Origin of the sequence: Brevibacterium sp. K72 (genome assembly GCF_050562175.1) — a bacterium.
GTDB lineage: Bacteria > Actinomycetota > Actinomycetes > Actinomycetales > Brevibacteriaceae > Brevibacterium > Brevibacterium casei.
Genome location: NZ_CP191582.1, coordinates 3,390,000 through 3,414,872 on the forward strand (window position 1 = coordinate 3,390,000; position 24,873 = coordinate 3,414,872).

The 24,873-nt window shown below is 68.3% G+C and carries 25 protein-coding genes; 3 read left to right on the forward strand and 22 right to left on the reverse strand.

Going from position 1 to position 24,873, the window contains the following annotated elements; all coding sequences use genetic code 11:
* Positions 1-61: 61 nt before the first annotated feature.
* From ACQ1RG_RS15260 to ACQ1RG_RS15290, 7 genes are all read right to left on the reverse strand, one after another.
* Positions 62-808 carry an SseB family protein gene (locus ACQ1RG_RS15260; protein WP_063250547.1) on the reverse strand — a complete coding sequence of 249 codons (747 nt, stop codon included), beginning with the start codon at positions 806-808 and terminating at the stop codon, positions 62-64.
* A gap of 5 nt (positions 809-813) precedes the next feature.
* On the reverse strand, positions 814-1,542 hold the full coding sequence (priA, locus tag ACQ1RG_RS15265) for a bifunctional 1-(5-phosphoribosyl)-5-((5-phosphoribosylamino)methylideneamino)imidazole-4-carboxamide isomerase/phosphoribosylanthranilate isomerase PriA (protein ID WP_063250548.1): 729 nt from the start codon (positions 1,540-1,542) through the stop codon (positions 814-816).
* 86 nt (positions 1,543-1,628) lie between these two features.
* On the reverse strand, positions 1,629-2,282 hold the full coding sequence (gene hisH / locus ACQ1RG_RS15270) for an imidazole glycerol phosphate synthase subunit HisH (RefSeq protein ID WP_063250549.1): 654 nt from the start codon (positions 2,280-2,282) through the stop codon (positions 1,629-1,631).
* Positions 2,279-2,881: a hypothetical protein gene (locus tag ACQ1RG_RS15275; protein WP_063250550.1), complete on the reverse strand. Its 603-nt coding sequence runs from the start codon at positions 2,879-2,881 to the stop codon at positions 2,279-2,281. Before ACQ1RG_RS15275 ends, hisH begins: the two co-directional genes overlap by 4 nt.
* Positions 2,878-3,474: an imidazoleglycerol-phosphate dehydratase HisB gene (gene hisB, locus ACQ1RG_RS15280; protein ID WP_063250551.1), complete on the reverse strand. Its 597-nt coding sequence runs from the start codon at positions 3,472-3,474 to the stop codon at positions 2,878-2,880. The genes ACQ1RG_RS15275 and hisB overlap by 4 nt, the downstream gene beginning before the upstream one ends.
* Before the next feature lie 107 nt (positions 3,475-3,581).
* A complete protein-coding gene (locus tag ACQ1RG_RS15285; RefSeq protein ID WP_063250552.1) occupies positions 3,582-4,715 on the reverse strand; it encodes a histidinol-phosphate transaminase in 1,134 nt (377 codons plus the stop codon).
* Between the two features lie 9 nt (positions 4,716-4,724).
* Positions 4,725-5,048, reverse strand: a complete 324-nt coding sequence (locus ACQ1RG_RS15290; protein WP_063250553.1) for a LysM peptidoglycan-binding domain-containing protein — start codon at positions 5,046-5,048, stop codon at positions 4,725-4,727.
* A 242-nt stretch (positions 5,049-5,290) separates the two neighbouring features.
* Here ACQ1RG_RS15290 and lexA point away from each other — a divergent pair, with 242 nt between their 5' ends.
* Positions 5,291-6,046: a transcriptional repressor LexA gene (lexA, locus tag ACQ1RG_RS15295; protein WP_009378532.1), complete on the forward strand. Its 756-nt coding sequence runs from the start codon at positions 5,291-5,293 to the stop codon at positions 6,044-6,046.
* Between the two features lie 385 nt (positions 6,047-6,431).
* On the opposite strand, the gene ACQ1RG_RS15300 is transcribed toward lexA, so the two are convergent.
* From ACQ1RG_RS15300 to hflX, 3 genes are read right to left on the reverse strand one after another with little or no spacing between them, the layout of a single operon-like run.
* Positions 6,432-6,674, reverse strand: coding sequence for a hypothetical protein (locus ACQ1RG_RS15300; protein ID WP_101624768.1), 243 nt, complete (start codon positions 6,672-6,674; stop codon positions 6,432-6,434).
* A 31-nt stretch (positions 6,675-6,705) separates the two neighbouring features.
* Positions 6,706-8,691, reverse strand: coding sequence for an ATP-dependent DNA helicase (locus ACQ1RG_RS15305; RefSeq protein ID WP_063250555.1), 1,986 nt, complete (start codon positions 8,689-8,691; stop codon positions 6,706-6,708).
* Entirely contained in the window at positions 8,688-10,163 is a 1,476-nt protein-coding gene (gene hflX / locus ACQ1RG_RS15310) for a GTPase HflX (protein WP_063250556.1), read from the reverse strand. The genes ACQ1RG_RS15305 and hflX overlap by 4 nt, the downstream gene beginning before the upstream one ends.
* 89 nt (positions 10,164-10,252) lie before the next feature.
* On the opposite strand from hflX, the gene ACQ1RG_RS15315 reads away from it, so the two are divergent.
* Positions 10,253-10,870 carry a class I SAM-dependent methyltransferase gene (locus ACQ1RG_RS15315; protein ID WP_119297143.1) on the forward strand — a complete coding sequence of 206 codons (618 nt, stop codon included), beginning with the start codon at positions 10,253-10,255 and terminating at the stop codon, positions 10,868-10,870.
* Positions 10,871-10,926: 56 nt separating this feature from the next.
* Here the strand turns inward: ACQ1RG_RS15315 and dapF are convergent, their stop codons facing one another.
* The 12 genes from dapF to ACQ1RG_RS15375 all read right to left on the reverse strand — a co-directional run bounded on the left by dapF (position 10,927) and on the right by ACQ1RG_RS15375 (position 22,960).
* A complete protein-coding gene (dapF, locus tag ACQ1RG_RS15320) occupies positions 10,927-11,892 on the reverse strand; it encodes a diaminopimelate epimerase (protein ID WP_063250558.1) in 966 nt (321 codons plus the stop codon).
* Positions 11,889-12,827 carry a tRNA (adenosine(37)-N6)-dimethylallyltransferase MiaA gene (gene miaA, locus ACQ1RG_RS15325; RefSeq protein WP_063250559.1) on the reverse strand — a complete coding sequence of 313 codons (939 nt, stop codon included), beginning with the start codon at positions 12,825-12,827 and terminating at the stop codon, positions 11,889-11,891. Before miaA ends, dapF begins: the two co-directional genes overlap by 4 nt.
* Position 12,828: 1 nt before the next feature.
* Entirely contained in the window at positions 12,829-13,476 is a 648-nt protein-coding gene (locus tag ACQ1RG_RS15330) for a hypothetical protein (RefSeq protein WP_063250560.1), read from the reverse strand.
* A gap of 1 nt (position 13,477) precedes the next feature.
* Positions 13,478-14,974: a tRNA (N6-isopentenyl adenosine(37)-C2)-methylthiotransferase MiaB gene (miaB, locus tag ACQ1RG_RS15335; RefSeq protein WP_063250561.1), complete on the reverse strand. Its 1,497-nt coding sequence runs from the start codon at positions 14,972-14,974 to the stop codon at positions 13,478-13,480.
* Positions 14,975-15,018: 44 nt separating this feature from the next.
* The gene (locus ACQ1RG_RS15340; RefSeq protein ID WP_430600231.1) at positions 15,019-15,759 is read right to left on the reverse strand and encodes a regulatory protein RecX; all 741 of its coding nucleotides are present in this window, start codon (positions 15,757-15,759) and stop codon (positions 15,019-15,021) included.
* Positions 15,760-15,763: 4 nt separating this feature from the next.
* Positions 15,764-16,849, reverse strand: a complete 1,086-nt coding sequence (gene recA / locus ACQ1RG_RS15345; RefSeq protein WP_009378512.1) for a recombinase RecA — start codon at positions 16,847-16,849, stop codon at positions 15,764-15,766.
* 223 nt (positions 16,850-17,072) lie between these two features.
* Entirely contained in the window at positions 17,073-17,300 is a 228-nt protein-coding gene (locus tag ACQ1RG_RS15350) for a DUF3046 domain-containing protein (RefSeq protein WP_009378509.1), read from the reverse strand.
* Positions 17,300-17,668, reverse strand: a complete 369-nt coding sequence (locus ACQ1RG_RS15355; RefSeq protein ID WP_373270486.1) for a helix-turn-helix domain-containing protein — start codon at positions 17,666-17,668, stop codon at positions 17,300-17,302. Before ACQ1RG_RS15355 ends, ACQ1RG_RS15350 begins: the two co-directional genes overlap by 1 nt.
* Before the next feature lie 147 nt (positions 17,669-17,815).
* Positions 17,816-18,322: a CinA family protein gene (locus ACQ1RG_RS15360; protein ID WP_009378506.1), complete on the reverse strand. Its 507-nt coding sequence runs from the start codon at positions 18,320-18,322 to the stop codon at positions 17,816-17,818.
* Complete coding sequence (gene pgsA, locus ACQ1RG_RS15365) at positions 18,312-19,046, reverse strand: CDP-diacylglycerol--glycerol-3-phosphate 3-phosphatidyltransferase (protein ID WP_009378504.1); 735 nt, start codon at positions 19,044-19,046, stop codon at positions 18,312-18,314. The genes ACQ1RG_RS15360 and pgsA overlap by 11 nt, the downstream gene beginning before the upstream one ends.
* A gap of 107 nt (positions 19,047-19,153) precedes the next feature.
* Positions 19,154-21,898 carry a DNA translocase FtsK gene (locus tag ACQ1RG_RS15370; RefSeq protein ID WP_430600232.1) on the reverse strand — a complete coding sequence of 915 codons (2,745 nt, stop codon included), beginning with the start codon at positions 21,896-21,898 and terminating at the stop codon, positions 19,154-19,156.
* Positions 21,899-22,228: 330 nt separating this feature from the next.
* On the reverse strand, positions 22,229-22,960 hold the full coding sequence (locus tag ACQ1RG_RS15375; RefSeq protein ID WP_082835024.1) for an ArsR/SmtB family transcription factor: 732 nt from the start codon (positions 22,958-22,960) through the stop codon (positions 22,229-22,231).
* A gap of 476 nt (positions 22,961-23,436) precedes the next feature.
* Here ACQ1RG_RS15375 and ACQ1RG_RS15380 point away from each other — a divergent pair, with 476 nt between their 5' ends.
* Positions 23,437-24,651, forward strand: a complete 1,215-nt coding sequence (locus ACQ1RG_RS15380) for an MFS transporter (protein ID WP_009378497.1) — start codon at positions 23,437-23,439, stop codon at positions 24,649-24,651.
* The last annotated feature ends 222 nt before the right edge of the window (positions 24,652-24,873 follow it).

The window sequence follows — 24,873 nt, forward strand, 5'->3', positions numbered from 1 at the left end:
CAGACACACCCATGACCCGTCACAGAGGATGGTCTCCCGGGGCGGCCTCAGAGGGGTGGACTCAGACCGCGGTGAGCTGAAGGGCGAGCGAGTCCGCGCGTTCGACGACGATCGGATCGGCGGCCAGCGCCTGCTGGAACCGTTCGACCTCCTCGGCGGGGACCTGGCCCGTGACGCCGAGGCGGATGCCGAGTTCCGGTCCCTCGACATGGACGCGCGCGCTGCCGGGGCTGAGGCTGATCCGGGCGAGCCAGGGGAACCGTCCGGCCAGGGCCACGGCCGCCTCGGCGACGGTGGGATCGGCCCACGCGGGAGTCCACGGTCGACCCTGGGCAAAGGCGAAGAGGGCGGGGCGGCGGAGGAGGAACGACCGGTCGGTGCCGGGGTCGAGGACGACGAGCTGGGAGTCGGCCTCGATAGCCCCGAGCGCCAGGCGTTCGGACTCGATGGGCACCGGCCTCGCCTCGGGATGCCACGCCGTCAGCGGTGGGATCGCGGAGAATCCGGGTGTGCATTCGCGTCCGTCCTCGGCCTGGAGGCGGACCATCGCCATGTCCGAGGAGTTGTCGACCATGAGGCCGTTCTCCCCGACGCCGTGGTCGACGGCGATCGGGACGATCGGGGCATAGAGGCGGACGCCGGCCAGGGCGGCGACGACGCCCTGGTGGGCAGCCGGGTCGAGCGGTGACTCCGCGGCCGTTTCGAGCGCGGCCAGGAGGGGCGCATCGGCCTCTCCGGTGTCACCGGAGAACGGGTTGGGCGCGAGGTTCCGGCCCTCCCAGGGCTGGCCGGCGGAATCGGTGGGCATCGGGTTCAGCGTCCCGCGACGTCGAGCGCCTCTTCGAGGGTGAACTTGCCCGCGTAGAGCGCCTTGCCGACGATCGCGGAGTCGACCCCTGCGGGCACGAGAGCGCGGAGACTGCGGAGGTCGTCGAGGCTCGAGACCCCACCAGAGGCGGTGATGGGCTTGTCGGTGCGCGTCGTCAGGGATTCGAGGAGCTCGAGGTTGGGTCCCTGGAGGGTGCCGTCCTTGCGGACGTCGGTGACGACGTAGCGGGCGCAGTTCGCGGCTTCGAGACCGGCGAGGACCTCGAAGAGGTCTCCCCCGTCCTTCGTCCAACCCCTGGCCGAGAGCGTCTGGCCGCGGACGTCGAGGCCGACGGCGATCTGGTCGCCGAAGCGGGCGATCATCTCCGCCGTCCACTCCGGGTTCTCGAGCGCGGCGGTGCCGATGTTGACGCGCTCGGCCCCGGTGTCGAGTGCCCGTTCGAGGCTTTCGGTGTCGCGGATCCCCCCGGAGATCTCGACCTTGATGTCGACGGCCTTGACGACCTGGTTGAGGAGGTCGGAGTTCGATCCGCGTCCGAACGCGGCGTCGAGGTCGACGAGGTGGATCCACTCGGCTCCGCGCTCCTCGAAGTCGTGGGCGGCGTCGATGGGCGATCCGTAGTCGGTCTCGGTGCCGGCTTCGCCCTGGACGAGGCGGACGGCCTTGCCGTCGGCGACGTCGACGGCGGGAAGGAGGACGAGCTTGTCAGTCATGGTGGCCTTTCTTCTGTCGCGCATGCGCTGCGACGGGGTCGACGGGTGCGGGGATCGGCTCGAGGGGCGCTGGGGCCTGACGGCTGCTAGCGGCTGTCAGGTGAGCGGCCTCCGTCAGAGACGCGGTCATCGTCGGGGAACGAGGCGATCCAGTTGCGCAGCAGGGCGGCACCCGCCTGAGCGGACTTCTCCGGGTGGAACTGCGCTGCCCACGTGGTCCCGTCCTCGACGGCGGCGATGAACTCCGAACCGTGGCGGGCGGTCGTCACAAGCGTTCCCGCGGGGTGATCGGTCGCCGCGTACGAGTGGACGAAGTAGAACTTCTCGTCCTCGATGCCAGAGAACATCCGCGACCCTTCGGCTGCAGTGATGTCCGACCATCCCATATGCGGGACGACGGGAGCATCGAGCGCGGTGACCTCGCCGGGCCACAGACCGATGCCCGCCGTCTCGACACCGTGTTCACGACCCTGCGAGAAGAACACCTGGAGGCCGACGCAGATGCCGAGCAGCGGCCGTCCCTCCTCGTGGCGGGCTCTGATGAGGTCGAGCGCATCGACCCCTTCGAGCCCGGCCATGACGGCGGAGAACGCGCCGACGCCGGGAACGAGGAGCCCGTCTGCGGCCTCGATGTCAGCGTGGTCGGCAGTCAGTCTCACCTCGGCGCCGGCGGCCTCAGCTGCGCGGACGGCAGAGCGGACGTTGCCTGCTCCGTAGTCGAGAACGGCGATCGTCGTCATCGTGACCGGCCTCCGGACAGGACTCGGGAGATCCGCCAGAGGGCGAATCCGAGGACGACGACACCGAGAACGGCGACGCCCCACGCCACACCGTTGCCGCTGAGCCCGAAGCTCACGCCGAAGGCGAGGACGATGCCGGCGAGGACGGCGACGATGATCCACAGCAGCGCTGTCCGTGCCAGCGCCGCCCGGCCCGGTGTCATCGTCGCGGCACTCGCCTGGAGCTTCGACATCGACGAGGTGGGGATGTTGCCTTCGACCTGGTCGGCCGTCGTCGTCTCGAGCAGGAGCTGTTCGACGACGTCGGGAAGGTTGCGCAGGGCGAGCCCGGCCGGCACATCGGATTCGCGGGCACCGTTGCGGTAATGGCCGGCGTCGATCTGCTCGTCGCTGCGGACGAGGAGGAGGACCTCATGCTTGCCGGCGAGCTTCGAGATCGCCGCGGCCGCCTCGTTGCCGGCTGCGACTCCGGTGTCGGCGAGGACGATGCCGGTGAAGTCGCCGACGGGCACGATCGTGCCGGTGATGTTCGAGAGCACGCAGGCGGCGGCGAGCTGGTCGGGAACCCCGAACGGGGTGACGACGACGGTGGTGCTCATAGGACTCCCTTGGTGCTCGGGACCGCGGTGGTGCGGCCATCGGGTTCGACGGCTTCGCGCAGGGCCCGGGCGAACGCTTTGAACTGGGCTTCGACGATGTGGTGGGGGTCGCGGCCGCGGATGAGGTCGAGGTGGACGGTCAGCCCCGCGTGCAGCGCGATCGATTCGAGGGCGTGCGAGGTCATCGACCCGGTGAAGTGTCCGCCGATGAGGTGGTACTGCTGCCCTTCGGGTTCTCCCTCGTGGACGAAGTAGGGGCGGCCCGAGATGTCGACGACGCATCGGGCCAGCGATTCGTCGAGCGGAACGAACGCGGAACCGTAGCGGCGGATGCCGGCTTTGTCCCCGAGCGCCTCGGCGAGGGTCTGGCCGATGACGATCGCGGTGTCCTCGACGGTGTGGTGGACGTCAATGTGGGTGTCGCCCTTGGCAGTGACGTCGAGGTCGATGAGCGAGTGCTTCGCGAGCGCCGTGAGCATGTGGTCGAAGAACGGCACGGTCGTCGCGATGTCCGCCTTGCCGGTTCCGTCGAGATCGAGGGCGACGGACACGGTCGATTCCGATGTCGACCGCTCGCGCTGGGCCTGCCTCATAGTGAGCCTTTCGTCGTGTGCCGCGCCGTCATGTGCGGCGCGGATGCTGCGCTTCCCATTGTCCCAGGGTCACCGCCCGGCTGAGAACCGGGGCGACCTGCGGCGACTCAGTGGGCGCTGAGCAGGGTGGAGGGATCGTCAGCGACGATATCGTTCATCGCGGCGAGGAACGCGGTCGTCTCAGCTTCTGTCCCGGCATTGACTCGGGCATGGTGCGGGATGCCGATGTCGCGGATGAGGATCCCCCGGTCGAGCAGCTTCTGCCACAGTTCGGCCGGTTTCGCGATGCCTCCGAAGAGGACGAAGTTCGAATCACTCGGATGGACGGTGAAGCCGAGTTCGGCCAGACGGGCCGAGATCGCGTTCCGGGAGTCGATGAGCCGGTCGACGTTGCCGAGGAGGAGATCGGCGTGCTCGAGCGCTGTGCACGCGAGCACCTGGGTGACGTCGGAGAGGTGGTAGGGCAGGCGGACGAGGCGGAGGGTGTCGATGAGTTCGGGGGCGGCGATCGCGTAACCGAGCCGCAGACCCGCGCATGCGAACGCCTTGCTCATCGTCCGGGAGACGACGAGACGAGGGCGGCCTGCCAACAGGGTCATCGCCGAAGGCAGCGCCGGGCGGGAGAACTCGGCGTACGCCTCGTCGACGATGACGATGCCCGAGCAGTTCTCGTACGCGGCTTCGATGACGTCGAGGCCGAGCGAGGTGCCCGTCGGGTTGTTCGGGGTGCAGAGGAAGACGATGTCCGGGTCGACGCGGGAGACTTCGGCGGCGACCGCCTCGGCGGTGAGTCCGTAGTCGTCGTCGCGCTCGGCATGGATCCATTCGGCACCGGTGCCCGTCGTGATGAGCGGGTGCATCGAATAGCTCGGGGTGAAGCCGAGTGCGGTGCGTCCGGGACCGCCGAAGGCCTGGACGATGTGGGAGAGGACCTCATTCGAGCCGTTGGCGGCCCAGATCATCTCAGGATGCAGCTCGACGGCCGTGCCCGCGCGCTCGTTGACACCAGTCAGATAGTCGACGAGGTGCTCGCGCAGTGCCGTGAACTCACGGTCCGGGTAGCGGTTGAGTCCGGCCAGATGAGTGTCGACGGCCGTGCGCATCGCCTCGACGACGACGTCCGGAATCGGATAGGCGTTCTCGTTGACGTTGAGCTGGACCGGCACGTCGAGGTGCGGGGCGCCGTAGGGCTCACGCCCGACGAGGTCGGAGCGGACTGGCAGAGACTCGATGTTTCCCACACAGCGATTTTAGCGCTGGGGAACGTCGAGGCTCTGGCCGGGGTGGACGACGGGCGAGGACAGGTGGTTGAGCTCGACGATGTCGGCGACGACGTCACGGGTGTCGCGGTCGAGGCCGAGGTTCGAGGCCACCGTCCACAGCGACTCGCCCTCGCCGACGACGACGGAGTCCGCGGCGACGCCGATGACCTCGTCACCGCCGACCGCCTCGGCGGTGAACGTCTGGGTCGAGAAGAAGAGCGTGCCGCCGACGATCGCGAGGGCGCACACGGCGGTGCGGAGCAGACGCACGGCACGGCGGCCGCGGTTGGTCAGATGCAGTTCCTGATTCATCACAGACATCGCATTTACCTCTTTCTTCGTACTATTCCACCCGCAATGGGTAGAACGTCTGTTCTATTCAACACATCATTCGAACAAATGTCCAGTCCATCTCGAACATTTATGAGACAATGAGGGAGAACCAGCGTTGTTGATCGATCTCGAACAACCATCCCAGGCGGCACTGACACGAGGTCTCTCGAGGCGGTTCAACCGGTGGGAAACGGCGGGATTAGAACGAAGGGGAAAGAGCAATGGTGCAGAGCAAACGAGGCAGAGGCAGGCCGCGCAACGAGGATGTTGCCAGCGAGATCGCCGCGGCCCGCAGCGAAGAGGACGAGGTCGAGATCCCTGACGGTCCGACCGGGGCCGGGGACTTCCGTCTCTCCCCCCGACAGCGGCTCGTCCTCGAGACGATCGAGCGCGCCGTCGTCACCAACGGCTATCCGCCGAGCATGCGCGAGATCGGCGAGGCGGCGGGTCTCGCCTCGCTCTCGAGTGTGGCCCATCAGCTCTCCCAGCTCGAGCGGCTCGGCTACGTCCGCCGCGACCCCAAGCGCCCGCGGGCGATCGAGGTCGTCAATCCCTTCGAGGAGGAGGAGGCCGAGCGCGCGAAGTACGAGGAGCTCGCGAACAACACTGTCCAGGTCCCCGTCGTCGGCCGCATCGCCGCCGGTGGTCCGATCCTCGCCGAGCAGGAGGTCGACGACGTCTTCTCCCTGCCCACGCAGGTCGTCGGCTCCGGTGAGATGTTCCTCCTCAAGGTCGTCGGCGATTCGATGATCGAAGCCGCGATCTGCCACGACGACTGGGTCGTCGTGCGCAAGCAGCACACCGCTGACAACGGGCAGATCGTCGCCGCCCTCCTCGACGGCGAAGCGACGGTGAAGACCCTCAAGCGCAAGGCCGGGCGCCAGTGGCTGCTGCCGCAGAACAAGGACTACGACCCCATCGACGGTACGTACGCCCAGATCATGGGCCTCGTCGTCGCCGTCATCCGCCGGCTCTGAGGTTGGGTTCCTCGCGGGCCTCTGCGGGTGGGCTCGCCCCTCGCCGAGGCGGCTGACCGGAAACGCGAATGCCCACGACCGTTGGTGGTCGTGGGCATTCGGCGTGTCTGGGGCGCCTCGGCGGTCGGGGCAAGGGTGTCTGGGGCGAGTCGGCATGCTCCGGCAGGCGGGTGACGGCTGGCGTGCGTGTCGCCGCAGGCCTCGCGCTCTGCCGACCGGCACCTCGAGCGACAAATCATCCCCGTGCAAGCAGCGGATTTAGCGCTACGGGTGCGGGGTGTGAAACTGTGCGGAGGTTTTGCCGCTAAGGGGAGGTTTTACCGCCGAGGGGAGGTTGTGCCACTGCGGGGATGAATGGCCGCCTCGGGGCTGACACGAACCGCCCCTATATGCCCGTCATGGAGTCGGCAGTCGAATAGCCCTCCGTCCACTCCCCGTCATGGAACAATGCGACCAGGGTGAACACCATGGCGAGACCGCCCAGAACGAAGAGCACGATCGGCCAGACGTTGAGATATGTGGCACCCATGAGCAAGCCGATTCCCCCTCCGGCGAGAAGGACGACACCCGAGAGGAAGCACGGCAGCCAGTATTTCCGATAGGGCTTCTTCTTCCGCTTGCGAGCCATGGCGCGAACTTTACCACCCGGCCCCGCGCCGTCACTTCTTCGCGGCGTCCTCGTCCTTCGTCGCGGCCAGGCGCCCGAGTGCTGTGCGCACGACCGCCGGATCCGTCGTCGGCCACATCTGCGGCATCGAACTGACGAGGTAGCCGGCATAGCGGGCCGAGCGCAGACGCGAGTCGAGGACCGCGACGACGCCCTTGTCCCCGGTCGACCGGATGAGCCGACCGGCACCCTGCGCCAGACGCAGCGCGGCATGCGTCGCGCTCACCGCCATGAACCCGTTGACCCCGCGCCGGTCGGCGTCCCGGGCCCGCGCCTGCATGAGAGGGTCGTCCGGGCGCGGGAAGGGGATCCGGTCGATGATGACGAGCCGGTTCGTCCGGCCCGGCACGTCGACGCCCTGCCAGAGGGACATCGTCCCGAACAGGCACGCCTCGTCGTCGGCGGCGAACCGGGAGACGAGCGACGGCAGACCGTCGTCGCCCTGGAGGAGGATCGGCAGATCGAGCCGGTCCCGCAGGTGCTCGGCCGCGGCATTCGCAGCCGCGCGGGACGAGAAGAGTCCGAGCGCCCCGCCCTTCGAGGCTGTGACGAGGGCTTCGAGTTCGGCCAGCGCTTCCTCGCTCAGCCCGCTGCGACCGGGTTTGGGCAGGTGGGAGGCGACGTAGATGATGCCCTGCCGGCCGTAGTCGAACGGCGATCCGGCGTCGAGGCCGTCCCACCTCGGCGAGTCGGGGCCGACGAGACCGAGCGAGGCGGCGACGGCGTCGAAGTTCCCGCCGAGCGACAAGGTCGCCGAGGTGGCGACGACGGTTGACTCTTCGAAGATCCCGTGCCGCATCGTCCCGGCCACGCTCAGGGGCGCGACGACGAGGTTCGTCGTCTCCCGCTCGCGGAAGGTGCTGCGGCTCAGCCACACGACGTCGTTCTTGCCGGGGTCGCAGAAGCGTTCGGCGAGTTCGAAGATCTCCTGGCACCGGGCCTTCGCCATCTGCCGGCCGGCGTCCGCGTCCTCGCTGCGTCCGCCGATGTCGTTGATGATCTGCCGGGCGGAGTCGCGGATCTGCGTGAGCGCGAGGGCGAGGGGTTCGGGCAAAGAGAGCATGAGCCCTTCGCTCACCCCGGCGGTGGCGCGTTCGAAGGCCGCCGAGGCGGTGTCGAGCATCGCGGTCACGCCGTCCTCGACCGTGGTGTGCTTGCGCACCGCCGAGGTGGCCGCCGAGAGCATGCCCGTGTTGATCTGGCCGGACAGGGCATTGGTCACCCGGTCCTTGAGCTCGTGTGCCTCGTCGATGATGATGACGTCGTGTTCGGGCAGGACGGCGTTCTCCCCGAACGCGTCGATCGCGAGCAGGGCATGGTTGGTGACGACGATGTCCGCCTCGGCGGCGGCGTTGCGGGCCTGTTCAGCGAAGCATTCGGTGAAGAGCGGACAGTTCGAGCCGAGGCAGTCGAAGGCGTTGACGGAGACCTGCGCCCACGCTTTGTCGCTGACGCCGGGGATGAGGTCGTCCCGGTCTCCGGTCTCCGTGGTCTTCTCCCACGTGCGGATGCGTTGGATCTCCTCGCCGAGGCCCGACCGGTCGGCGGGCTTCCGTCCGGCGGCGGCATCGGCGCCGAGGTCGAAGAGCATTCCCTCGTCCTCGTCGGGGTAACCGCCGGCGAGTTTGTGCTTGCACACATAGTTCCGCCGCCCCTTGAGCAGGGCCGCCTTCGGCAGCGGGTCGAGGGACTTCTTCACGGATTTGAACAGGCGCGGGAGGTCACGGTGGATGATCTGCGTCTGCAGGGCGAGCGTCGCCGTGGAGACGATGACCTTCCCACCGGTGCGGCTCGCGTACTCCGCGGCCGGCACGAGGTAGGCGAGCGATTTGCCGGTTCCGGTGCCGGCCTGGACGAGGAGGTGGATGCCCTTGTCGAGCGACGAGGCGACCGCCTGCGCCATCTCGGTCTGACCCTCACGGGTCGACCCGCCGATGGCGCCGACGGCCGCAGAGAGCAGGTCGGCGACCGAGCTCACTCGCCGATGACCATGTCAGGCCGGCGGAACTCCTCGAGTTCGGCGGCGAGCTCGGCCGGGACCTTCGCGTGCATGCCCGTGCCGCCCTCACCGTGTTCTTCGTGATCGACGGTGCCCAGCGCATAGATCTTCGAGACGAGGTCGCCGCGCTCGTAGGGGATGAGCACGGAGACTTCGATGTTCGGCGACGGCAGCTTCTCCTCGATCGTCTCGACGAGGTCGGCGATGCCCTCCCCCGTCGTTGCGGAGACGAACCGGGCGCCCGGGTATTCGGCACGCAGCGCCGTGACCACGGTCTCGTCAGCGAGGTCGACCTTGTTGAAGACGAGGAGTTCCGGGATGTCACCGGTGTCGACGTCCCCGAGGACCTCGCGGACCGCGCGGATCTGCCCCTGCGGGTCCGGGTGGGAGGCGTCGACGACGTGGAGGAGGAGATCGGAGTCCGAGGCCTCTTCGAGCGTCGACCGGAACGCCTCGACGAGCTGGTGGGGCAGGTTGCGGACGAATCCGACGGTGTCGGTGTAGGTGAACGTGATGCCGTCGGAGGTCCGGGACTGTCGCACCGTCGGGTCGAGAGTCGCGAACAGGGCGTTCTGGACCATCACCTCGGCGTCGGTGAGCCGGTTGAGCAGGGACGATTTGCCGGCGTTCGTATAGCCGACGATCGCCACGGAGGGCACATGGTTGCGTGCGCGGTTCTTCCGCTTCGTGTCCCGGGCGGGCGCCATGCCGGCGATCTGGCGGCGCAGCTTCGCCATCCGGGTGCGGATGCGGCGCCGGTCGAGTTCGATCTTCGTCTCACCGGGACCACGTGAGCCGATGCCGGCACCGCCGGCGACACGGCCACCGGCCTGCCGGGACAGCGATTCACCCCAACCGCGCAGACGCGGGAGGAGGTATTCGAGCTGGGCGAGTTCGACCTGCGCCTTGCCCTCACGGGACTTCGCGTGCTGGGCGAAGATGTCGAGGATGAGCGCGACGCGGTCGACGACCTTGACCTTGATGACATCCTCGAGTCCGCGCCGCTGGCTGGGCGCGAGTTCGGAGTCGATGATCACGGTGTCGGCGCCGACGGCTTCGACGATCTCCTTGAGCTCGGCGGCCTTGCCGCGGCCCAGATACGTTCCCGGGTCCGGCTTGTCGCGGCGCTGGACGATAGCGTCGAGGACTTCGGAGCCTGCGGTCTCGGCGAGGGCGGCGAGTTCGCGGATCGAGTTCTCGGCTTCGTCGAGAGTCGTGTTCCACAGTCCGGCGAGGACGACGCGCTCGAGCCGGATCTGTCGGTATTCGACCTCGGTGACATCTTCGAGTTCCGTCGAGAGGCCCGCGACGCGGCGCAGGGCGGCACGCTCGGCGAGGTCGAACTGCGATTCCTCGTCAGCGGCGGCTTCCTTCGGGCTCAGCGCCTGGGCACCTCTGGCGAGGACACGGTCGAGCATCGCTTCCCGACGCTCTTTGTCAGTGGACGTCATTCATTCCTTTGTTCGTGGCAACCGCTGTACACGAAGTACAACGCACATGTGCGTCCATCTATTCTCCCACAGCCGTTTAGACTGGGACGGTGTCGGAGCACTATTTCACCGAGAGCCCCTCGAGCCAGGCCAAACGCCGCGAGATCACCCTCGATCTCGCCGGTCGCACCGTGAGTCTGGAGACGATGAGCGGGACCTTCTCCCCCACCCGTCTCGACCCCGGCACGGCGGTGCTGCTCAAGCATCTTCCCGATCCCGAACCCGGCGACCTCCTCGATCTCGGGTGTGGGTGGGGTCCCATCGCCCTCCATTCCGCGTTCCAGGCCTCCGACGCCGAGGTGGACGTCCGAGTGTGGGGCCTCGACGTCAACTCCCGGTCCCTCGAGTCGACCGCGGCGAATGCGGCCAGGCTCGGCCTCGATTCGGTCCGCACCGTCACCGCCGACGAGGTGCCCGCGGATGTGCAGTTCACGACGATCCGGTCGAATCCGCCGATCCGCGTCGGCAAGGACGTCCTCCACGAGCTCCTCGAGACGTGGCTGCCGCGCCTGGCCCCGGGCGGGCGCGCCGACCTCGTCGTGTCGAAGAACCTCGGCGCCGATTCGCTGCTCACCTGGATCCGCGAGATGCTCGGCGAGGGGTTCACCGCCGAGCGCACCGCCTCGTCGAAGGGCTTCCGGATCCTGACGATCCGCAGGGACGCCTGAGCCTCCCCCGCCGACACGGGCTGTTCCAGCAGGTCATCCCCCGCCGAGGCGGTCGCTCAGTCGATCGTGCCCGTGGCCACGAGCACGGCCGGACCCGCGAGGGTGACGGTTCCCTGGTCACCGCCCTCATCAGGAGTGATGCCGATGCGCAGGCGTCCCCCGGGGACGTCGACACGCCACTGCAACGGTGAGGTCGGTCCCGCCCAATGGTGGGCGGCGATGGCCGCCGCGCACGCCCCGGTGCCGCAGGATCGGGTCTCGCCGACTCCGCGTTCGGACACCCGCATGCGCAGAGCGCCTTCGCCTCCGGCGAGGTCGCTGCGGGCCGGTTCCATGACGATGAACTCGACGTTCGACCCTTGCGGGGGCACGGGGTCGAGGACGGGAGCGTCACGGAGGTCGGCTGCGGAGAGTTCGGCCGCCTCGGCGAGGGCGACGACGGTGTGCGGATTCCCCGTCTCGACGGAGAGCCCCGGTCGGGGGACGTCGATGCCGTCGGTGGTGACGAGGGTCTCGGCGGTCTCATCGATCGACCAACGGCCCATGTCGACGGTGTACCACGCGTCCTCGGGGCCTCCGGGGGTCGACGCCGTCGACGGCTCGGTCTCGCCGAGGGCCGGGTTGAGGGTGATGCGCACGGTCTTGATGCCGTCCCGGGTGCCGACTTTGATCTCCTCGCTGTCGGCGGGGACCCGGCTGGTCTCGAGCAGGGCATGGGCGAAGACGCGCACCCCGTTGCCGCACATCTCGGAGAGGCTGCCGTCGTGGTTGTAGTAGTCCATGAACCATTCGGCGCCGGCAGCGGCCTGCTCGTCGGCGCCGGGGATGCCGCTGTCGGCTGAGCGGACGATGCGGATGACGCCGTCGCCGCCGAGGCCCGTGCGCCGGTCGGCGAGCAGCGCGACGGTCTCGGGATGGAGGGTGAGGTCGCCGCCGTCATCCTCGAGGAGGACGAAGTCGTTCTCGGTGCCGTGGCCCTTGTGGAACCGGGTGCCGGCGAGTGCGGCGAACGGGGTATTCATGACTCCAGTCTAACGATGTCCAGGGCCCGGTCGAGCTTCGCCCCCGCCTCGGCGACTCCGGAGTCGATCCAGGTCACGCGCGGATCGCGGCGGAACCATGTGTCCTGGCGGCGGGCGAACTGGCGGGTGCGCACGATCGTCGATTCCCGGGCGGACTCGGCGTCGATGGCACCTGCGAGGTAGTCCTGGATCTGCGCGTAGCCGATCGCCCGCGACGCGGTCTTCCCGTGGGCGAGCCCCTGGTCGAGGAGAGTGCGGACCTCGTCGACCCACCCCGCGTCCCACATCAGACCGACGCGGGCGGCGATGCGCTCGTGCAGAGTGCTGCGGTCGAGGGCGAGGCCGATGTGGATCGTCGGTTCGATCGCCGTGTACTCGGGCAGGGATGCGGTGAAGGGCTGCCCCGTGAGCTCGATGACCTCGAGGGCTCGGACGATGCGGCGGACGTCGTTGACGGTGATCTTCTCCGCGGCCGTGGGGTCGAGGTCGGTGAGTTTCGCGTGGGCGGCCCACCGGTCGGCGTCGACCTCGGTCTCGAGTCGGGCGCGCACCTCCGGATCGGTGCCGGGGAAGTCGAGGTGGTCGGTTGCGGCACGGGCGTAGAGTCCCGACCCGCCGACGAGGATCGGCCGGTGCCCGCGGGCGCGGATGTCGGCGATCGCGGCCCGCGCCTGCTCTTGGAAGGTCTGGACGTTCGCCTCATCGGTGACGTCGAGGATGTCGATGAGGTGGTGCGGGATTCCGCGGCGTTCGTCCGGCGGCAGCTTCGCCGTGCCGATGTCCATCCCGCGGTAGAACTGCATCGCATCCGTGTTGACGATCTCCCCGCCGAGGCGCTCTGCCAGGTCGAGGGCGAGATCGGACTTCCCTGTCGCCGTCGCTCCGACGACCGTGATGACGGGTGGGTGCTCGTGGGTCTCGGCGTGCTCGCCCATCTCAGTACTCGATCTCGGCGCAGAGGGTGCGGACGTCGTGGACGGTCGTGTCGACGATGATGGTCGTGCGGTGACGAGAGGTCGTCGTTGTCGTACCGAGCGCGCGACCGAGGAGGTCGAGGTCGGCGTGGACTGCCGCGGCCTTGCCGACGAGGTCGCGCAGTCGCTCGAGGTCACCGGCTCGCACGGCGTCGACGACGGCGGTGTCGAATTCGCGTGCCCCGGCCACCGGTGCCAGCGGTGAGTCCGCCGAGGCGGCCGCGGAGAAGTCGATCGGGATGAGGATGTCGTCACTGGAGCCCAGCGGTCCGATGGTCACGCCCGCATCATGCGCGTGGAGGGACGCGACGCTCAGTCCCGGGTGGGCGGTGACGCAGTGCTCGCGCTCGGCTTCGTCGAGCTCGGTCGCTGCCTCCACCCAGTCCGCCCCGTCGAGGCGTTTGCCCGTGCGGGTGTCGATGCCGCGGTCGATGCCGAACCCGCCGAGGCCGAGGAGTGTCGGGAGCATGTCGACGGGCAGGGCCCACCGGTCGGCTGAGGTCAGGGTCGCACGGATCCCGGCGCGCACCTCGGCGACGGACTCTGTCTCGGAGAGATCGACGTCGGGAAGGAGAACGGGGGCTGAGGGGATGAGCGCGAGGCGGCCCATCTCAGCTGCGGGGGCGGATCGTCGGCATGCCGAGGACCGTGGCACCGCCGGCCGATGAGCCAGGGCTCGGTGCGCCGCACGAGTCGGCCTGGGCGCGGTCGTAGGCGTCGCCGGCGCGGGAGGGGCGCACGCTGTACCCGGTGTCGGCGAGGAGGAAGTAGGGTTTGGCGTCGGTGACGGTCGCGGTGACGAAGTCGCCGGGTCGCGGTGCCGGTGTGCCGTCGGGAAGTCCGACGTGGACGAGGCGGTTGTCGGCGGCGCGACCGCTCAGGCGCGGGGAGTCGGCGCTCGGCAGACCGGTGACGAGGACGTCGACCTCGGTGCCGATGAGGGCCCGGTTCTCCTCCCACGCGATCTCGTCCTGGAGGGCGATGAGGCGTTCGAAGCGCTCCTGGACGACCTCTTTGGGCAGCTGGTCGGGCATCGTCGCGGCCGGGGTTCCCGGGCGGATCGAGTACTGGAAGGTGAAGGCCTGGGAGAAGCGGGCCCGGCGGACGATGTCCATTGTGCCTGCGAAGTCCTCCTCGGTCTCGCCGGGGAAGCCGACGATGATGTCGGTAGTGATCGCGGCGTTGGGGATGCGGTCGCGCACGGAGTCGAGGATGCGCATGAACCGGCTCGTCCGGTAGGAGCGGCGCATGGCTTTGAGGATCCGGTCGGACCCGGATTGCAGCGGCATGTGCAGCTGCGGCATGACGGTGGGGGTCTCGGCCATCGCTTCGATGACGTCGTCGGAGAACGCGGCCGGGTGCGGGCTGGTGAAGCGGACACGTTCGATGCCCTCGACGTTGCCGACGGCGCGCAGGAGCTTCGCGAACGCGCCCTTGTCCCGGAATTCGGCGCCGTAGGAATTGACGTTCTGGCCGAGCAGGGTGACTTCGACGACGCCGTCGGCGACGAGGGCTTCGACCTCGGCGAGGATGTCGCCGGGACGGCGGTCCTTCTCCTTGCCGCGCAGGCTCGGGACGATGCAGAACGTGCACGTGTTGTTGCAGCCGACGGAGATCGAGACCCAGCCGGAGTGCTGGGATTCGCGACGGCTCGGCAGAGTCGAAGGGAAGACGTCGAGGCTTTCGAGGATCTCGACTTGGGCCTCGTCGTTGTGGCGTGCGCGTTCGAGCAGCGCGGGCAGGGATCCCATGTTGTGGGTGCCGAAGACGACGTCGACCCAGGGGGCCTTCTTGACGATGGTGTCGCGGTCCTTCTGCGCCATGCATCCGCCGACGGCGATCTGCAGACCGGGGTGCTGCTCCTTGACCTTGGCGAGGCGGCCGAGGTTGCCGTAGAGACGGTTGTCGGCGTTCTCGCGCACCGCGCACGTGTTGAACACGACGACGTCGGCCTGGGATTCGACATCGGCGGGAACGTATCCGGCGTCGTCGAGGAGTCCGGACAGGCGTTCGGAGTCGTGGACGTTCATCTGGCAGCCGTAGGTCTTCACCTCGTAGCTGCGCGGGTGAGCGTCGGTGGCGTGCGGGGCGTCGATGAGTTCAGTCATGGCCCCACCATTCTACCGCCGTCGAGCACGCCACTGTCTCCGGCTCAGGTCTCAGCGAGGACCTCTCGAGTGACCTTGAGGCAGATCGTCGAGGAGAAGCCACGGCGGGCGAGCATCCCGAGGATGCGACGCTCGCGGACCTCATGGGCGAGACCCCGGGTCGAGCGCGCCTTCTTCTCGGCGACCTCGCGGGCGAGGTCCTCCTCGCCGTCGACCTCCTCGACGACCACGGCGATGGTCTCCTCGTCGATGCCCTTCTTCACCAGCTGTCGGCGCAGGGCCGAACGGGAGAGCTTCCGGCTCTCCCGCTGGGCTTTGGCGAAGCGCTGGGCGAACTGGGTGTCGGCGAGGAGGTTCGAGCGCTCGAGCTTCGTGATGAGGCGGTCGGCGACCGCAGGGTCGATGTCGCGGCGCAGGAGCTTCTCGCGCAGCTCGGTCGACGAGTGGTCGCGCATCGCGAGCATGTTGAGCGCGGTCCTCTTCGCCTTCGCATACGCCTCGGCGAGTTCCGGAGAGTCCGCGAACGGCTCGTCGGGCACGGTACCGGCCGACTCCCCCGCGCTGGGACCCGCGCCGGGCACTCCCTGAGCGGAACGTGCCGAACCCGGCCCCGCCTCGGCGGATTCGGTCGAACCCACCGCACCCTCGGAACCGGTGCCCGACGTCTCCTCGGCGTCACCGGCGTCGAGTCGCGCGAAGAAGCCCGTCCCGCCGGCGGCCTGTCGAGACTCGAGGTCCGACAGGGCCCGGCGAAGGTCGGTGAGCGTCGTCGGGTCCTCGCTCATGGCCTCACGAGACCTCGACGTCGTCGGACTCCTCAGCGGCAGGAGCGTCGGCGGGATCCTCGTCGACCTTGATCAGCCCCATCTTGTGCTTGATCTTCAGCTCGATCTCCTCGGCGAGGCCGGGGTTGTCGCGGAGGAAGTTGCGGACGTTCTCCTTGCCCTGGCCCAGCTGGTCGCCGTCGTAGGTGAACCACGAACCGGACTTGCGGATGATCCCGTTGTCGACGCCCATGTCGATGAGGCTGCCTTCGCGGGAGATGCCATGGCCGTAGAGGATGTCGAACTCGGCCTGCTTGAACGGCGGGGCGACCTTGTTCTTGACGATCTTCGCCCGAGTGCGGTTGCCGATCGCGTCCTGGCCCTCCTTGAGGGTCTCGATGCGGCGGACGTCGATGCGCACGGAGGCGTAGAACTTCAGCGCCTTGCCGCCCGAGGTGGTCTCGGGTGAGCCGAAGAAGACGCCGACCTTCTCACGGAGCTGGTTGATGAAGATCGCCGTGGTCTTCGACTGGGCGAGTGCTCCGGTGATCTTCCGCAGGGCCTGCGACATGAGGCGGGCCTGGAGGCCGACATGGCTGTCGCCCATCTCGCCCTCGATCTCGGCCTTGGGCACGAGCGCCGCCACCGAGTCGATGACGATGATGTCAAGGGCGCCGGAGCGGATGAGCATGTCGGCGATCTCGAGCGCCTGCTCACCGGTGTCGGGCTGGGACACGAGCAGCTGGTCGGTGTCGACGCCGAGCTTCTTCGCATACTCGGGGTCGAGGGCGTGCTCGGCGTCGATGAACGCGGCGATGCCGCCGGCCTTCTGCGCGTTCGCGACGGCGTGGAGGGCCACGGTCGTCTTACCGGAGGACTCCGGACCGTAGATCTCGACGACGCGGCCGCGCGGGAGACCGCCGATGCCCAGGGCGATGTCGAGGGAGACCGAACCCGTCGGGATCGACTCGATCGGCTCCCGGACTCCTTCGCCGAGGCGCATGATCGCGCCCTTGCCGTAGTTGCGGTCGATCTGTCCGAGGGCGGCGTCGAGGGCCTTCGACTTGTCGCCGCCGGTGGGGATCTGCAGGTTCTTGGGTGTACGCGCCATGACCTCTCCTAAGGTGTCGTTTCCTGTGAGACCAACGCTAGAAGACGGCACTGACATGAGGACAGAGGAGGATTCTCCCCTGTGGACAGTCGGCCACTCGTGGTCACAGGTCCCGTGATTCGCTCACCAGCATAGCCCATATGGGAACAGGTGTTCGATATATGTCGGCGTGTCGGGCGAAGATCTGTCCGAACCACCAGGCATGCCGCAGCCCCGGATGAGGTCAGAACGGCGTCGACCGGGGCTTCTCCTTGCCGAGGCGACGGGATTCGGGGACGCCCATCGAATCGCACACGGCGATCCAGATGTCGCGGGGTTCGATGCCGCGGCGGAACGCCTCGGCGGCGGTGATCGACCCGATGCTGCTCAGGGTGAGGTCGGTGTGGAGCGAGGCCGCGCGGGCCTCACCGAACTCCTCATTCATGAGGGTCCAGTAGAGGGTGTGGCGCATTACGGCTTGGCTGCCAGCCGCGGAGACGGGTATCCGCCGGGGTGTCCGAGGATCTTGTCCGAGAGCTCCTGCGGGATGGTATCCGGGATCTCGACGCCCTCTGCCAGGGCGAAGCGATCGGAGACCTCGGTGAGCAGCGCCGAGACGGGGAGATCGAGGGCTTCGCAGATCGCCGACAGGAGTTCGGAAGAGGCTTCCTTCTGTCCGCGTTCGATCTCGCTGAGGTAGCCGAGCGAGACGCTGGCTCCCGTGGAGACATCGCGCAGCGTCCGTCCCTGACGGCGGCGAGCGGAACGCAGGGCGTCGCCGATTTCAACTCTCAGTAACATTGTGCGTCCCTCCCTTTGCTCGCGCGATCGTGCATTCAACTTTACAGCCCGGCCGCGCGGACGCGCCAACCTGGGCGGGTGAGATCGGGGTATTGCCAGTCCTTTCGGAGAAACCGGCGCGGTGGCATTTCAGTGCGTATGTCATTGTGATGAGACAACCGCTGAGACAGGGAACTTATTCCGCGCTCATTCCCCACCGGGACCGAACGCGAGCTTCGTCGTGAACTCGCCGAGGCGCTCGATCATCGTCGCGACCGTGGCCTGCCGGATCGCCTCCCGGTCCCCGGTGAAGTGATGCTCGAGGACTTCTGCACGGGAGCCGAAGGCGACGGCCGTGAAGACGAGTCCGACCTCCTTGCCGTCCTGCGGATCGGGTCCGGCGACCCCGGTGCACGAGACCCCGATGTCGGCGATGCAGGCGCGAGCGGCTCCGACGGCCATCTCCGCGGCGACGTGCGGGTCGACGGGTCCGGTCTCCTCGAGACGGTCGGCATCGACCCCGGCAAGGGTCGCTTTGAGGTCGGTGGCATAGGTGACGAGTCCCCCGCGGACGACCGCGGAGGCGCCGGGGACGTCGACGAGAGTGGAGATGAAGCGTCCCGCGGTGAGCGATTCCGCCGAGGCGACCGAGAGTCCCAGCCGCGTGCACGTGGCGATGATGCCCCGGCACGTCGCGAGAAGGTCAGCGGCCATCGTCGGACTGTGACTGGCCCGGAGTGCCGTCATCGCGAGTGCCACCACGGTTGCGTTCGCCGAGGTTGCCGCCGCTGTCCGCATTGCCGGCAGGTGCGCCTGCCTCCCCCGCATGCGCGGCGCGGGCGAGCTTCGCCGCCTGGATGCAGTAGTCGACGCCGGTGACGATCGTGACGATGATCGCGGCGACGAGGACGAGCCACGCGATGACGAGGAGGACGACGGCGACGACACCGGGCACGAGGAACGCGAGCGGCTTCCACAGGAGCAGGAGGCCGATCGCCACGGTCTGGAGGACGGTCTTGATCTTGCCGCCGCGGGAGGCGGGCATGACGGCGATGCGGATCATGAAGAACCGCAGCACCGTGATGCCGAGTTCACGGACGAGGATGATCACGGGCACCCACCACGGGACCTCGCCGACGACGGCGAGGCCGATGAGAGCCGCTGCCATGAGCGACTTGTCGGCGATGGGGTCGGCGATCTTGCCGAAGTCCGTGATGAGGTTGTACTTGCGAGCGAGGTCGCCGTCGATCTTGTCGGTGAGCATCGCGAGCAGGAACACCGCGAGCGCCCACCACCGCGTCGTCATGTTCTGCCCGCCGTCATTGAGAAGCAAGACGAGGAAGACGGGAACGAGCAGGATCCGCACGACAGTCAGCGCGTTGGGGAGGTTCCAGTTGCTCGGGGCGGCCTCGGGTGGGGTCTCAGCTCGTTCGTTCACACCTCAACCCTATCGGAGACCCCTGGCAATGAGACGGAGCCGACCGCTTATCGTGGGCGATCGACTCCGCAATCGTTATGCCGGCCGCCTCACAACGGCCCGTGGCCTCAGCGGCCGGTGAGCTGCCAGGCGTCCTCTCCCGAGGCCTCGACGACCTCGAGTCCCGTCTCCGGGTCGATGTCGCCGACCCGCAGATCCTCGGCATGGCCGACGCCGTTGCCGTAGCGGTCCTCCCTCGCCGAGGCGGTCCCCCGACTGTCATCGGACGCACCGTACTCGTCGCCGGAGTCACCGTAGTCGTCGTCGAAGTCCTCGGCGAAGTCATCGGCAGCCGAGGCACCCGCGGACGGATCGGCCGCCTCGGCGGGCGGGGTCTCCCCCTTGATGACGGCCAGGGTCGCCGGCAGATCCTCGGGGCGGACGAGGACGTCGCGGGCCTTCGATCCCTCGGAGGGGCCGACGATGCCGCGGGACTCCATGAGGTCCATGAGGCGACCGGCCTTCGCGAAGCCGACACGGAGCTTGCGCTGGAGCATCGAGGTCGAGCCGAACTGGGTGGTGACGACCTGTTCGGCGGCCTGGAGGAGGAGTTCGAGGTCGTCGCCGATCTCCTCGTCGATCTGCTTCTTCGGCGCCTCGACGGCGACGTCCTCGCGGTAGTTCGGGGTGAGCTGGCCCTTGACGTGCTCGACGACCTTCTCGATCTCGGACTCATTCACCCACGCACCCTGGACGCGCATCGGCTTCGCCGCACCCATCGGCAGGAACAGGGCGTCACCCTGCCCGATGAGCTTCTCCGCACCGGGCTGGTCGAGGACGACACGGGAGTCGGCGAGCGAGGACGTCGCGAACGCGAGCCGGGAGGGCACGTTGGCCTTGATGAGGCCGGTGACGACGTCGACGCTGGGACGCTGGGTGGCGAGCACGAGGTGGATGCCGGCGGCGCGGGCGAGCTGCGTGATCCGCTGGATCGAGGCCTCGACGTCGCGGGGGGCGACCATCATGAGATCGGCGAGCTCGTCGACGACGACGAGGAGGTACGGGTAGGGCTGGAGGACCCGCTCGGACCCGGGCGGCACCTGCACGCGGCCCTCGCGGACGGCCTTGTTGAACTCCTTGATGTGCTTGAAGCCGAAGTTCGCGAGGTCGTCGTAGCGGGCGTCCATCTCGCGCACGACCCATTCGAGCGCCTCGGCGGCCTTCTTCGGGTTAGTGATGATCGGGGTGATGAGGTGCGGGATTCCCTCGTAGATCGTCAGCTCCACGCGCTTGGGGTCGACGAGGATCATGCGCACCTCGTCGGGGGTCGCGCGCATCATGATCGAGGTGATCATCGAGTTGACGAAGCTCGACTTACCGGCACCGGTGGCACCGGCGACGAGGAGGTGGGGCATCTTCGAGAGGTCGGCGACGACGAATCCGCCTTCGACGTCCTTGCCCACGCCCATGACCATCGGGTGGTCGGTCTTGCGGGCGGCCTTCGAGCGGAGCACATCGCCGAGGGCGACGTTCTCGCGGTCGGAGTTCGGGATCTCGATGCCGATCGCCTTCTTGCCGGGGATCGGTGAGAGGATGCGGACGTCGGCGCTGGCCACGGCGTAGGCGATGTTCTTCGACAGCGCGGTGACCTTCTCGACCTTCGTGCCCGCACCGAGTTCGACCTCGTACCGGGTGACCGTGGGTCCGCGGGAGAACCCGGTGACCTGGGCGTCGATCTTGAACTGCTCGAGGACGTCGCGCAGGGCCTCGACGACGCGGTCGTTGGCCTCGGAGCGCTCCTTCGCGGGCGGTCCGGGGACGAGGTAGTCCGAGTTCGGCAGGGTGTAGGTGACGTCGCCGGCGAGGGTGAGCTGTTCGACGCGTTCGGGCAGCTGCTCGGTCGGGGGCGGTGCCGGGGTGTTTGTCGTCGGCACCGGCGCCGAGGCGGCAGCGGAGTTCGCGGTGTGCGCGACGGTCGGCGCGTCCTCCATGCCGATGGCCTTCTTGAGCGCCGAGGCCTCGCGTTCGGCCTTCGTCGGGCGGCGCTCCCCGGGCTTGAACTGGGGTTCGGTCTCGATGACCGTGGTCGCGGCCTCCTCGTCGGAGACCTCCTCTTCGCGGATGTAGGCCTTGTCGTAGGCCTTGTCGGCGAGGTCGTCGTCGACGGGGGTGTCGAGCTCGGGGATCTCGGTCTTCTTCTTCCGGCTGCGGCGCTTGGCGCCCATGACCGGTTTGAGGCTCGAGGTATGGGTGTTCTCGGCCACGAGATCGGTCGAGTTCGCCTCGGCGGTGTCGGCATCCTCGGCGTTCGGGGTCGGCCGGGCTCCGCCGGTCAGGCGCTGGTAAAGCGCGGTGAGCCGGGTCGGGATCGCGCGGACCGGGGTCGCGGTGACGACGAGGAGGGAGAAGAGTCCGAGGAGGACGAGCAGGGGGACGGCGACGTAGACGGTCGTGGCGATGACGAGCGGGGAGGAGATGACGAAGCCGAGCGCTCCGCCGCCGTTGGCCATCGCCTCGCGGGAGTTGACGAAGCTCGGGTTGCCCGCGGCGATGTGGGCGAGTCCGGCCGCCGAGAGGAGCAGCAGGACGATGCCGATGAGGATCCGGTTGTTGCCGCGGTTGTCGTCGCCGCGGAGGAAGAGGCGGATCGCATAGGCGAGGAAGACCACCGGCAGGGCGAGTGCGACGCGGCCGAAGGTGCCTTCGACGACGTTGCGGACCACATCGCTGATCGCGCCGGGGATGTTCCACCATTCGAAGGCGGCGATGACGATCGAGAGCCCGACGAGGAAGAAGGCCGTGCCGTCCCTCTTCGTCGGTGACTGCTCGTCCGGTTCGTCACTGAGGATCTTTCGCGCACGGTTTCCGGCCATGTGGGCCACTCCCCTCCACGCACCGGTGACAACGTTTGTCCCGGGGTCTTCGGTCCCCGCTTGTCCGGAACCGCCCTTCGCCTTGGAGGCCGCCTTAGAGGCAGAGCGCTTTCCGGTACCAGAAGCGGGGGAAGTCGTTCTGGTCGCCATGCTCCATATCCTAGGGCGATTCGGCGCGCGGGGCCTGCAAATCCGGAGGTCTCGGCGCGCCTTGAGGGTCGTGTTGCTTCGACGCGGTGATCCGACAAAAACGCGGTCTGCTAACCGCGTTTTTGTCGGATCACCGCGTCGGTGTTCGGAGGGGCGTCGCGTCACCGCGTTTGTGTCGGATCACCGCGTCGGTGGCTGCTCGTCGTCGGGGCCGCCGAGGCGGTCGCCGGGAGAACTGGTGCGCGCGCTCGGGTGCATGGCGACGAAGACCGCCCACTCGCGCGCCTCGGCGCCGTCACTGCGGGCAGCGGAGTTCCGGGAGCGGAAGTCCTCGAGCAGGTCCTCGAGTCGCTGCCGGAACTCGTCGACCTCCTCAGCGGTGAGCATCGCGGCCATCCGACTCATCGTCCGCTCCTCATACGGAGCTGCCGAGAACTCCGCGGAGAACGCATCGATCATCGGGTTCGTCACGTCACCGGCGTCGATGAACCAGCTCTTGCCGGTCGCGAGGTACGGGATCTCCCGTGCGCCGCGGCGACCGCGGCGCACCTCCTGGGCCGCGAGGAACCCGGTGTCGGCGAGCATCCGCACGTGGTGGAGGGAGGTCGCAGGATTGAGCCCGGTCGCCTCGGCGATCTCACGGTTGGTCAGCGCCTCATTGAGGCACAGGCGCAGTATCCGGAGCCGCACACTCGAGGCGAGCGCCTTTGCCTCTGCGTCGGTGGCGTCGCGGCGCTCGATCGCCACGGCGACACGCTCGGCGTCGCGGGTGGGGCGCTCGGCGTCGCGGGTGGGGCGCTCGGCGTCGCGGGTGGGGCGCTCGGCGCCGCGGGTCAGGGGCTCGCTGTCGCGGCCAGTGCTTGGCGGTGGGCCTTCTCGCCCCTCGCCAGGCATTGCCGGCTTCGCGTTCATGGCGTCTCCGCATTCATGCCGTCAACGCTAGCCAACGGTTGAGAGAAGTCAATCACTTCGTAATGGGGCATTGTCCGCCGAGCGCAGTGGTGTCAGACTACTGATTGAGAGAACTCAATCACTGCTGTGATTCCCGCTGACTCGAAGAAGAGCCCATGAGCACAGACGACGCTACTGATCCGCCGACTACACCGGTGCCGACGACACCGCCCCCGATGCCTTCACCGCTGCCCGCACCGGCCTCTCAGTCAGAGCCGGCGGAATCGTGCCCGAGCACCACTCCCCCGGACTCACCGTCGAACGCAAGCACGTCGTCAAGCAGCATGCCCCCGACAGCACCGTCGAGCGACACTGCGACACAGACCGAGCCAAGGTCCTCACCCGCGGACAGCGCTCTGCCGACTTCGTCGTCGAGCTCTGGCTCTCCGACCGGACCACGCTCTCTGTGGCGCCACCACGACTTCCGGCAGCTGTGGATGGGCGACACTGTCTCCGTCTTCGGCAACCAGCTCGTCCTCTTCGCCCTCCCTCTCATCGCCGTGCAGCTGCTCGAGGCGAACGCGTTCGAGATGGGCGTCCTCGCCGCGCTCGAGAACGCCGCCTTCCTCCTCATCAGCCTCCCGGCCGGCGCTTGGGTCGACCGGATGCGCAAGCAGCAGGTCATCGTCGCAGGCGATCTGCTCCGCGCCGCGTTCCTCCTCACGATCCCGCTCGCGTGGGCGCTCGACCTGCTCACCATGGTCCAGCTCTGCATCGTCGCAGCATGCGTCGGCGTCGTCACCGTCTTCTTCGACGTCGCGAACCAGTCCTATCTGCCCGAGATCGTCGCGGGCGACCAGATCGGCGACGGCAACGGCAAACTTCAGGCGAGCCAGCAGACCGCCCTCGTCGTCGGCCCCTCGACGGCGTCAGGACTTGTCGGCCTCATCGGCGGACCACTGACGATCGCGGTGACGAGCGTGTGCATGGGACTCTCGAGCCTCTTCGTCAGCCGCATCCGCCACCGCGAAGACACGCCACAGCCCGACAGCAGACCGACGCTCGTCGCCGACATCCGCGAGGGCCTCGCCTTCGTCTTCGGACACCCGCTGCTGCGCCGGATCGTCGCATGCACGGGCCTGTCGAACTTCGCCTCCTCGGCGATCTTCGCACTCCTCGTCCTCTACGCGCTGCGCACCCTCGACCTCAACCAGTTCCAACTCGGACTCGTCATGTCCCTTGGTGCCGTCGGCGGCATCGTCGGGGCACTGAGTTCGTCGTGGGTGCAGAAGGTTATCGGCGAGGGCCGCTCGATCGCGGTCTCGGCGACGCTGTCCGGCCTCACCTCACTCGCCGTCCCCCTCGCCTCCGTCCTCCCGTCGCTGCCGACGCTGCTCATCGGGTGGCTCGTCCTCTCATGCTGCGTCGTCGTCTACAACGTCACGCAGGTGAGCTTCCGCCAGCGGCTGTGCCCGAAGCCGCTGCTCGGGCGGATGAACGCCTCGATCCGCTTCCTCGTGTGGGGTCCGATGCCCGTGGGCGCGTTCCTCGGCGGGACCATCGCGCAGGGGATCGGCATCGTTGCCACACTGTGGATCTTCGCGGGCCTCGCCGTGCTCTCCGCCCTGCCGGTGCTCATCTCCCCGCTGGTCGGGATGCGCACGCTCCCCCGCGAACTCGACGCCCTCGCCGACTCCACGACGACATCGTGACCCCGGCCCCGCCTCGGCGAGGGAACACCACTGGACCACATCGACAACAACGCGGTGACACAACCGACCAGAAACAACAACGCGGTGATCCGGCAAAAACGCGGTCTGCTGACCGCGTTTTTGTCGGATCACCGCGTCGGTGGTTGCGGAGTGTCGGATCACCGCGTCGGTGCCGCCTGATCGCCGGACGACGCCCGCGCCTCAGGCCTCAGGGCCTCGCGC

What these genes read in the sequence shown, in the direction of transcription:
- ACQ1RG_RS15380 (WP_009378497.1), top strand. Translation starts at nt 23,437, where the DNA reads ATGGGCGACACTGTCTCCGTCTTCGGCAACCAGCTCGTCCTCTTCGCC.
- ACQ1RG_RS15340 (WP_430600231.1), bottom strand. Translation starts at nt 15,759, where the DNA reads ATGAGCGAGGACCCGACGACGCTCACCGACCTTCGCCGGGCCCTGTCG.
- ACQ1RG_RS15350 (WP_009378509.1), bottom strand. Translation starts at nt 17,300, where the DNA reads ATGCGCCACACCCTCTACTGGACCCTCATGAATGAGGAGTTCGGTGAG.
- hisH (WP_063250549.1), bottom strand. Translation starts at nt 2,282, where the DNA reads ATGACGACGATCGCCGTTCTCGACTACGGAGCAGGCAACGTCCGCTCT.
- ACQ1RG_RS15275 (WP_063250550.1), bottom strand. Translation starts at nt 2,881, where the DNA reads ATGAGCACCACCGTCGTCGTCACCCCGTTCGGGGTTCCCGACCAGCTC.
- ACQ1RG_RS15360 (WP_009378506.1), bottom strand. Translation starts at nt 18,322, where the DNA reads ATGGCCGCTGACCTTCTCGCGACGTGCCGGGGCATCATCGCCACGTGC.
- ACQ1RG_RS15375 (WP_082835024.1), bottom strand. Translation starts at nt 22,960, where the DNA reads ATGAACGCGAAGCCGGCAATGCCTGGCGAGGGGCGAGAAGGCCCACCG.
- ACQ1RG_RS15260 (WP_063250547.1), bottom strand. Translation starts at nt 808, where the DNA reads ATGCCCACCGATTCCGCCGGCCAGCCCTGGGAGGGCCGGAACCTCGCG.
- miaA (WP_063250559.1), bottom strand. Translation starts at nt 12,827, where the DNA reads ATGGGCGAGCACGCCGAGACCCACGAGCACCCACCCGTCATCACGGTC.
- hflX (WP_063250556.1), bottom strand. Translation starts at nt 10,163, where the DNA reads ATGACGTCCACTGACAAAGAGCGTCGGGAAGCGATGCTCGACCGTGTC.
- recA (WP_009378512.1), bottom strand. Translation starts at nt 16,849, where the DNA reads ATGGCGCGTACACCCAAGAACCTGCAGATCCCCACCGGCGGCGACAAG.
- hisB (WP_063250551.1), bottom strand. Translation starts at nt 3,474, where the DNA reads ATGAGGCAGGCCCAGCGCGAGCGGTCGACATCGGAATCGACCGTGTCC.
- ACQ1RG_RS15300 (WP_101624768.1), bottom strand. Translation starts at nt 6,674, where the DNA reads ATGGCTCGCAAGCGGAAGAAGAAGCCCTATCGGAAATACTGGCTGCCG.
- ACQ1RG_RS15370 (WP_430600232.1), bottom strand. Translation starts at nt 21,898, where the DNA reads ATGGCCGGAAACCGTGCGCGAAAGATCCTCAGTGACGAACCGGACGAG.
- priA (WP_063250548.1), bottom strand. Translation starts at nt 1,542, where the DNA reads ATGACTGACAAGCTCGTCCTCCTTCCCGCCGTCGACGTCGCCGACGGC.
- ACQ1RG_RS15330 (WP_063250560.1), bottom strand. Translation starts at nt 13,476, where the DNA reads ATGGGCCGCCTCGCGCTCATCCCCTCAGCCCCCGTTCTCCTTCCCGAC.
- lexA (WP_009378532.1), top strand. Translation starts at nt 5,291, where the DNA reads ATGGTGCAGAGCAAACGAGGCAGAGGCAGGCCGCGCAACGAGGATGTT.
- miaB (WP_063250561.1), bottom strand. Translation starts at nt 14,974, where the DNA reads ATGACTGAACTCATCGACGCCCCGCACGCCACCGACGCTCACCCGCGC.
- ACQ1RG_RS15290 (WP_063250553.1), bottom strand. Translation starts at nt 5,048, where the DNA reads ATGAATCAGGAACTGCATCTGACCAACCGCGGCCGCCGTGCCGTGCGT.
- dapF (WP_063250558.1), bottom strand. Translation starts at nt 11,892, where the DNA reads ATGAATACCCCGTTCGCCGCACTCGCCGGCACCCGGTTCCACAAGGGC.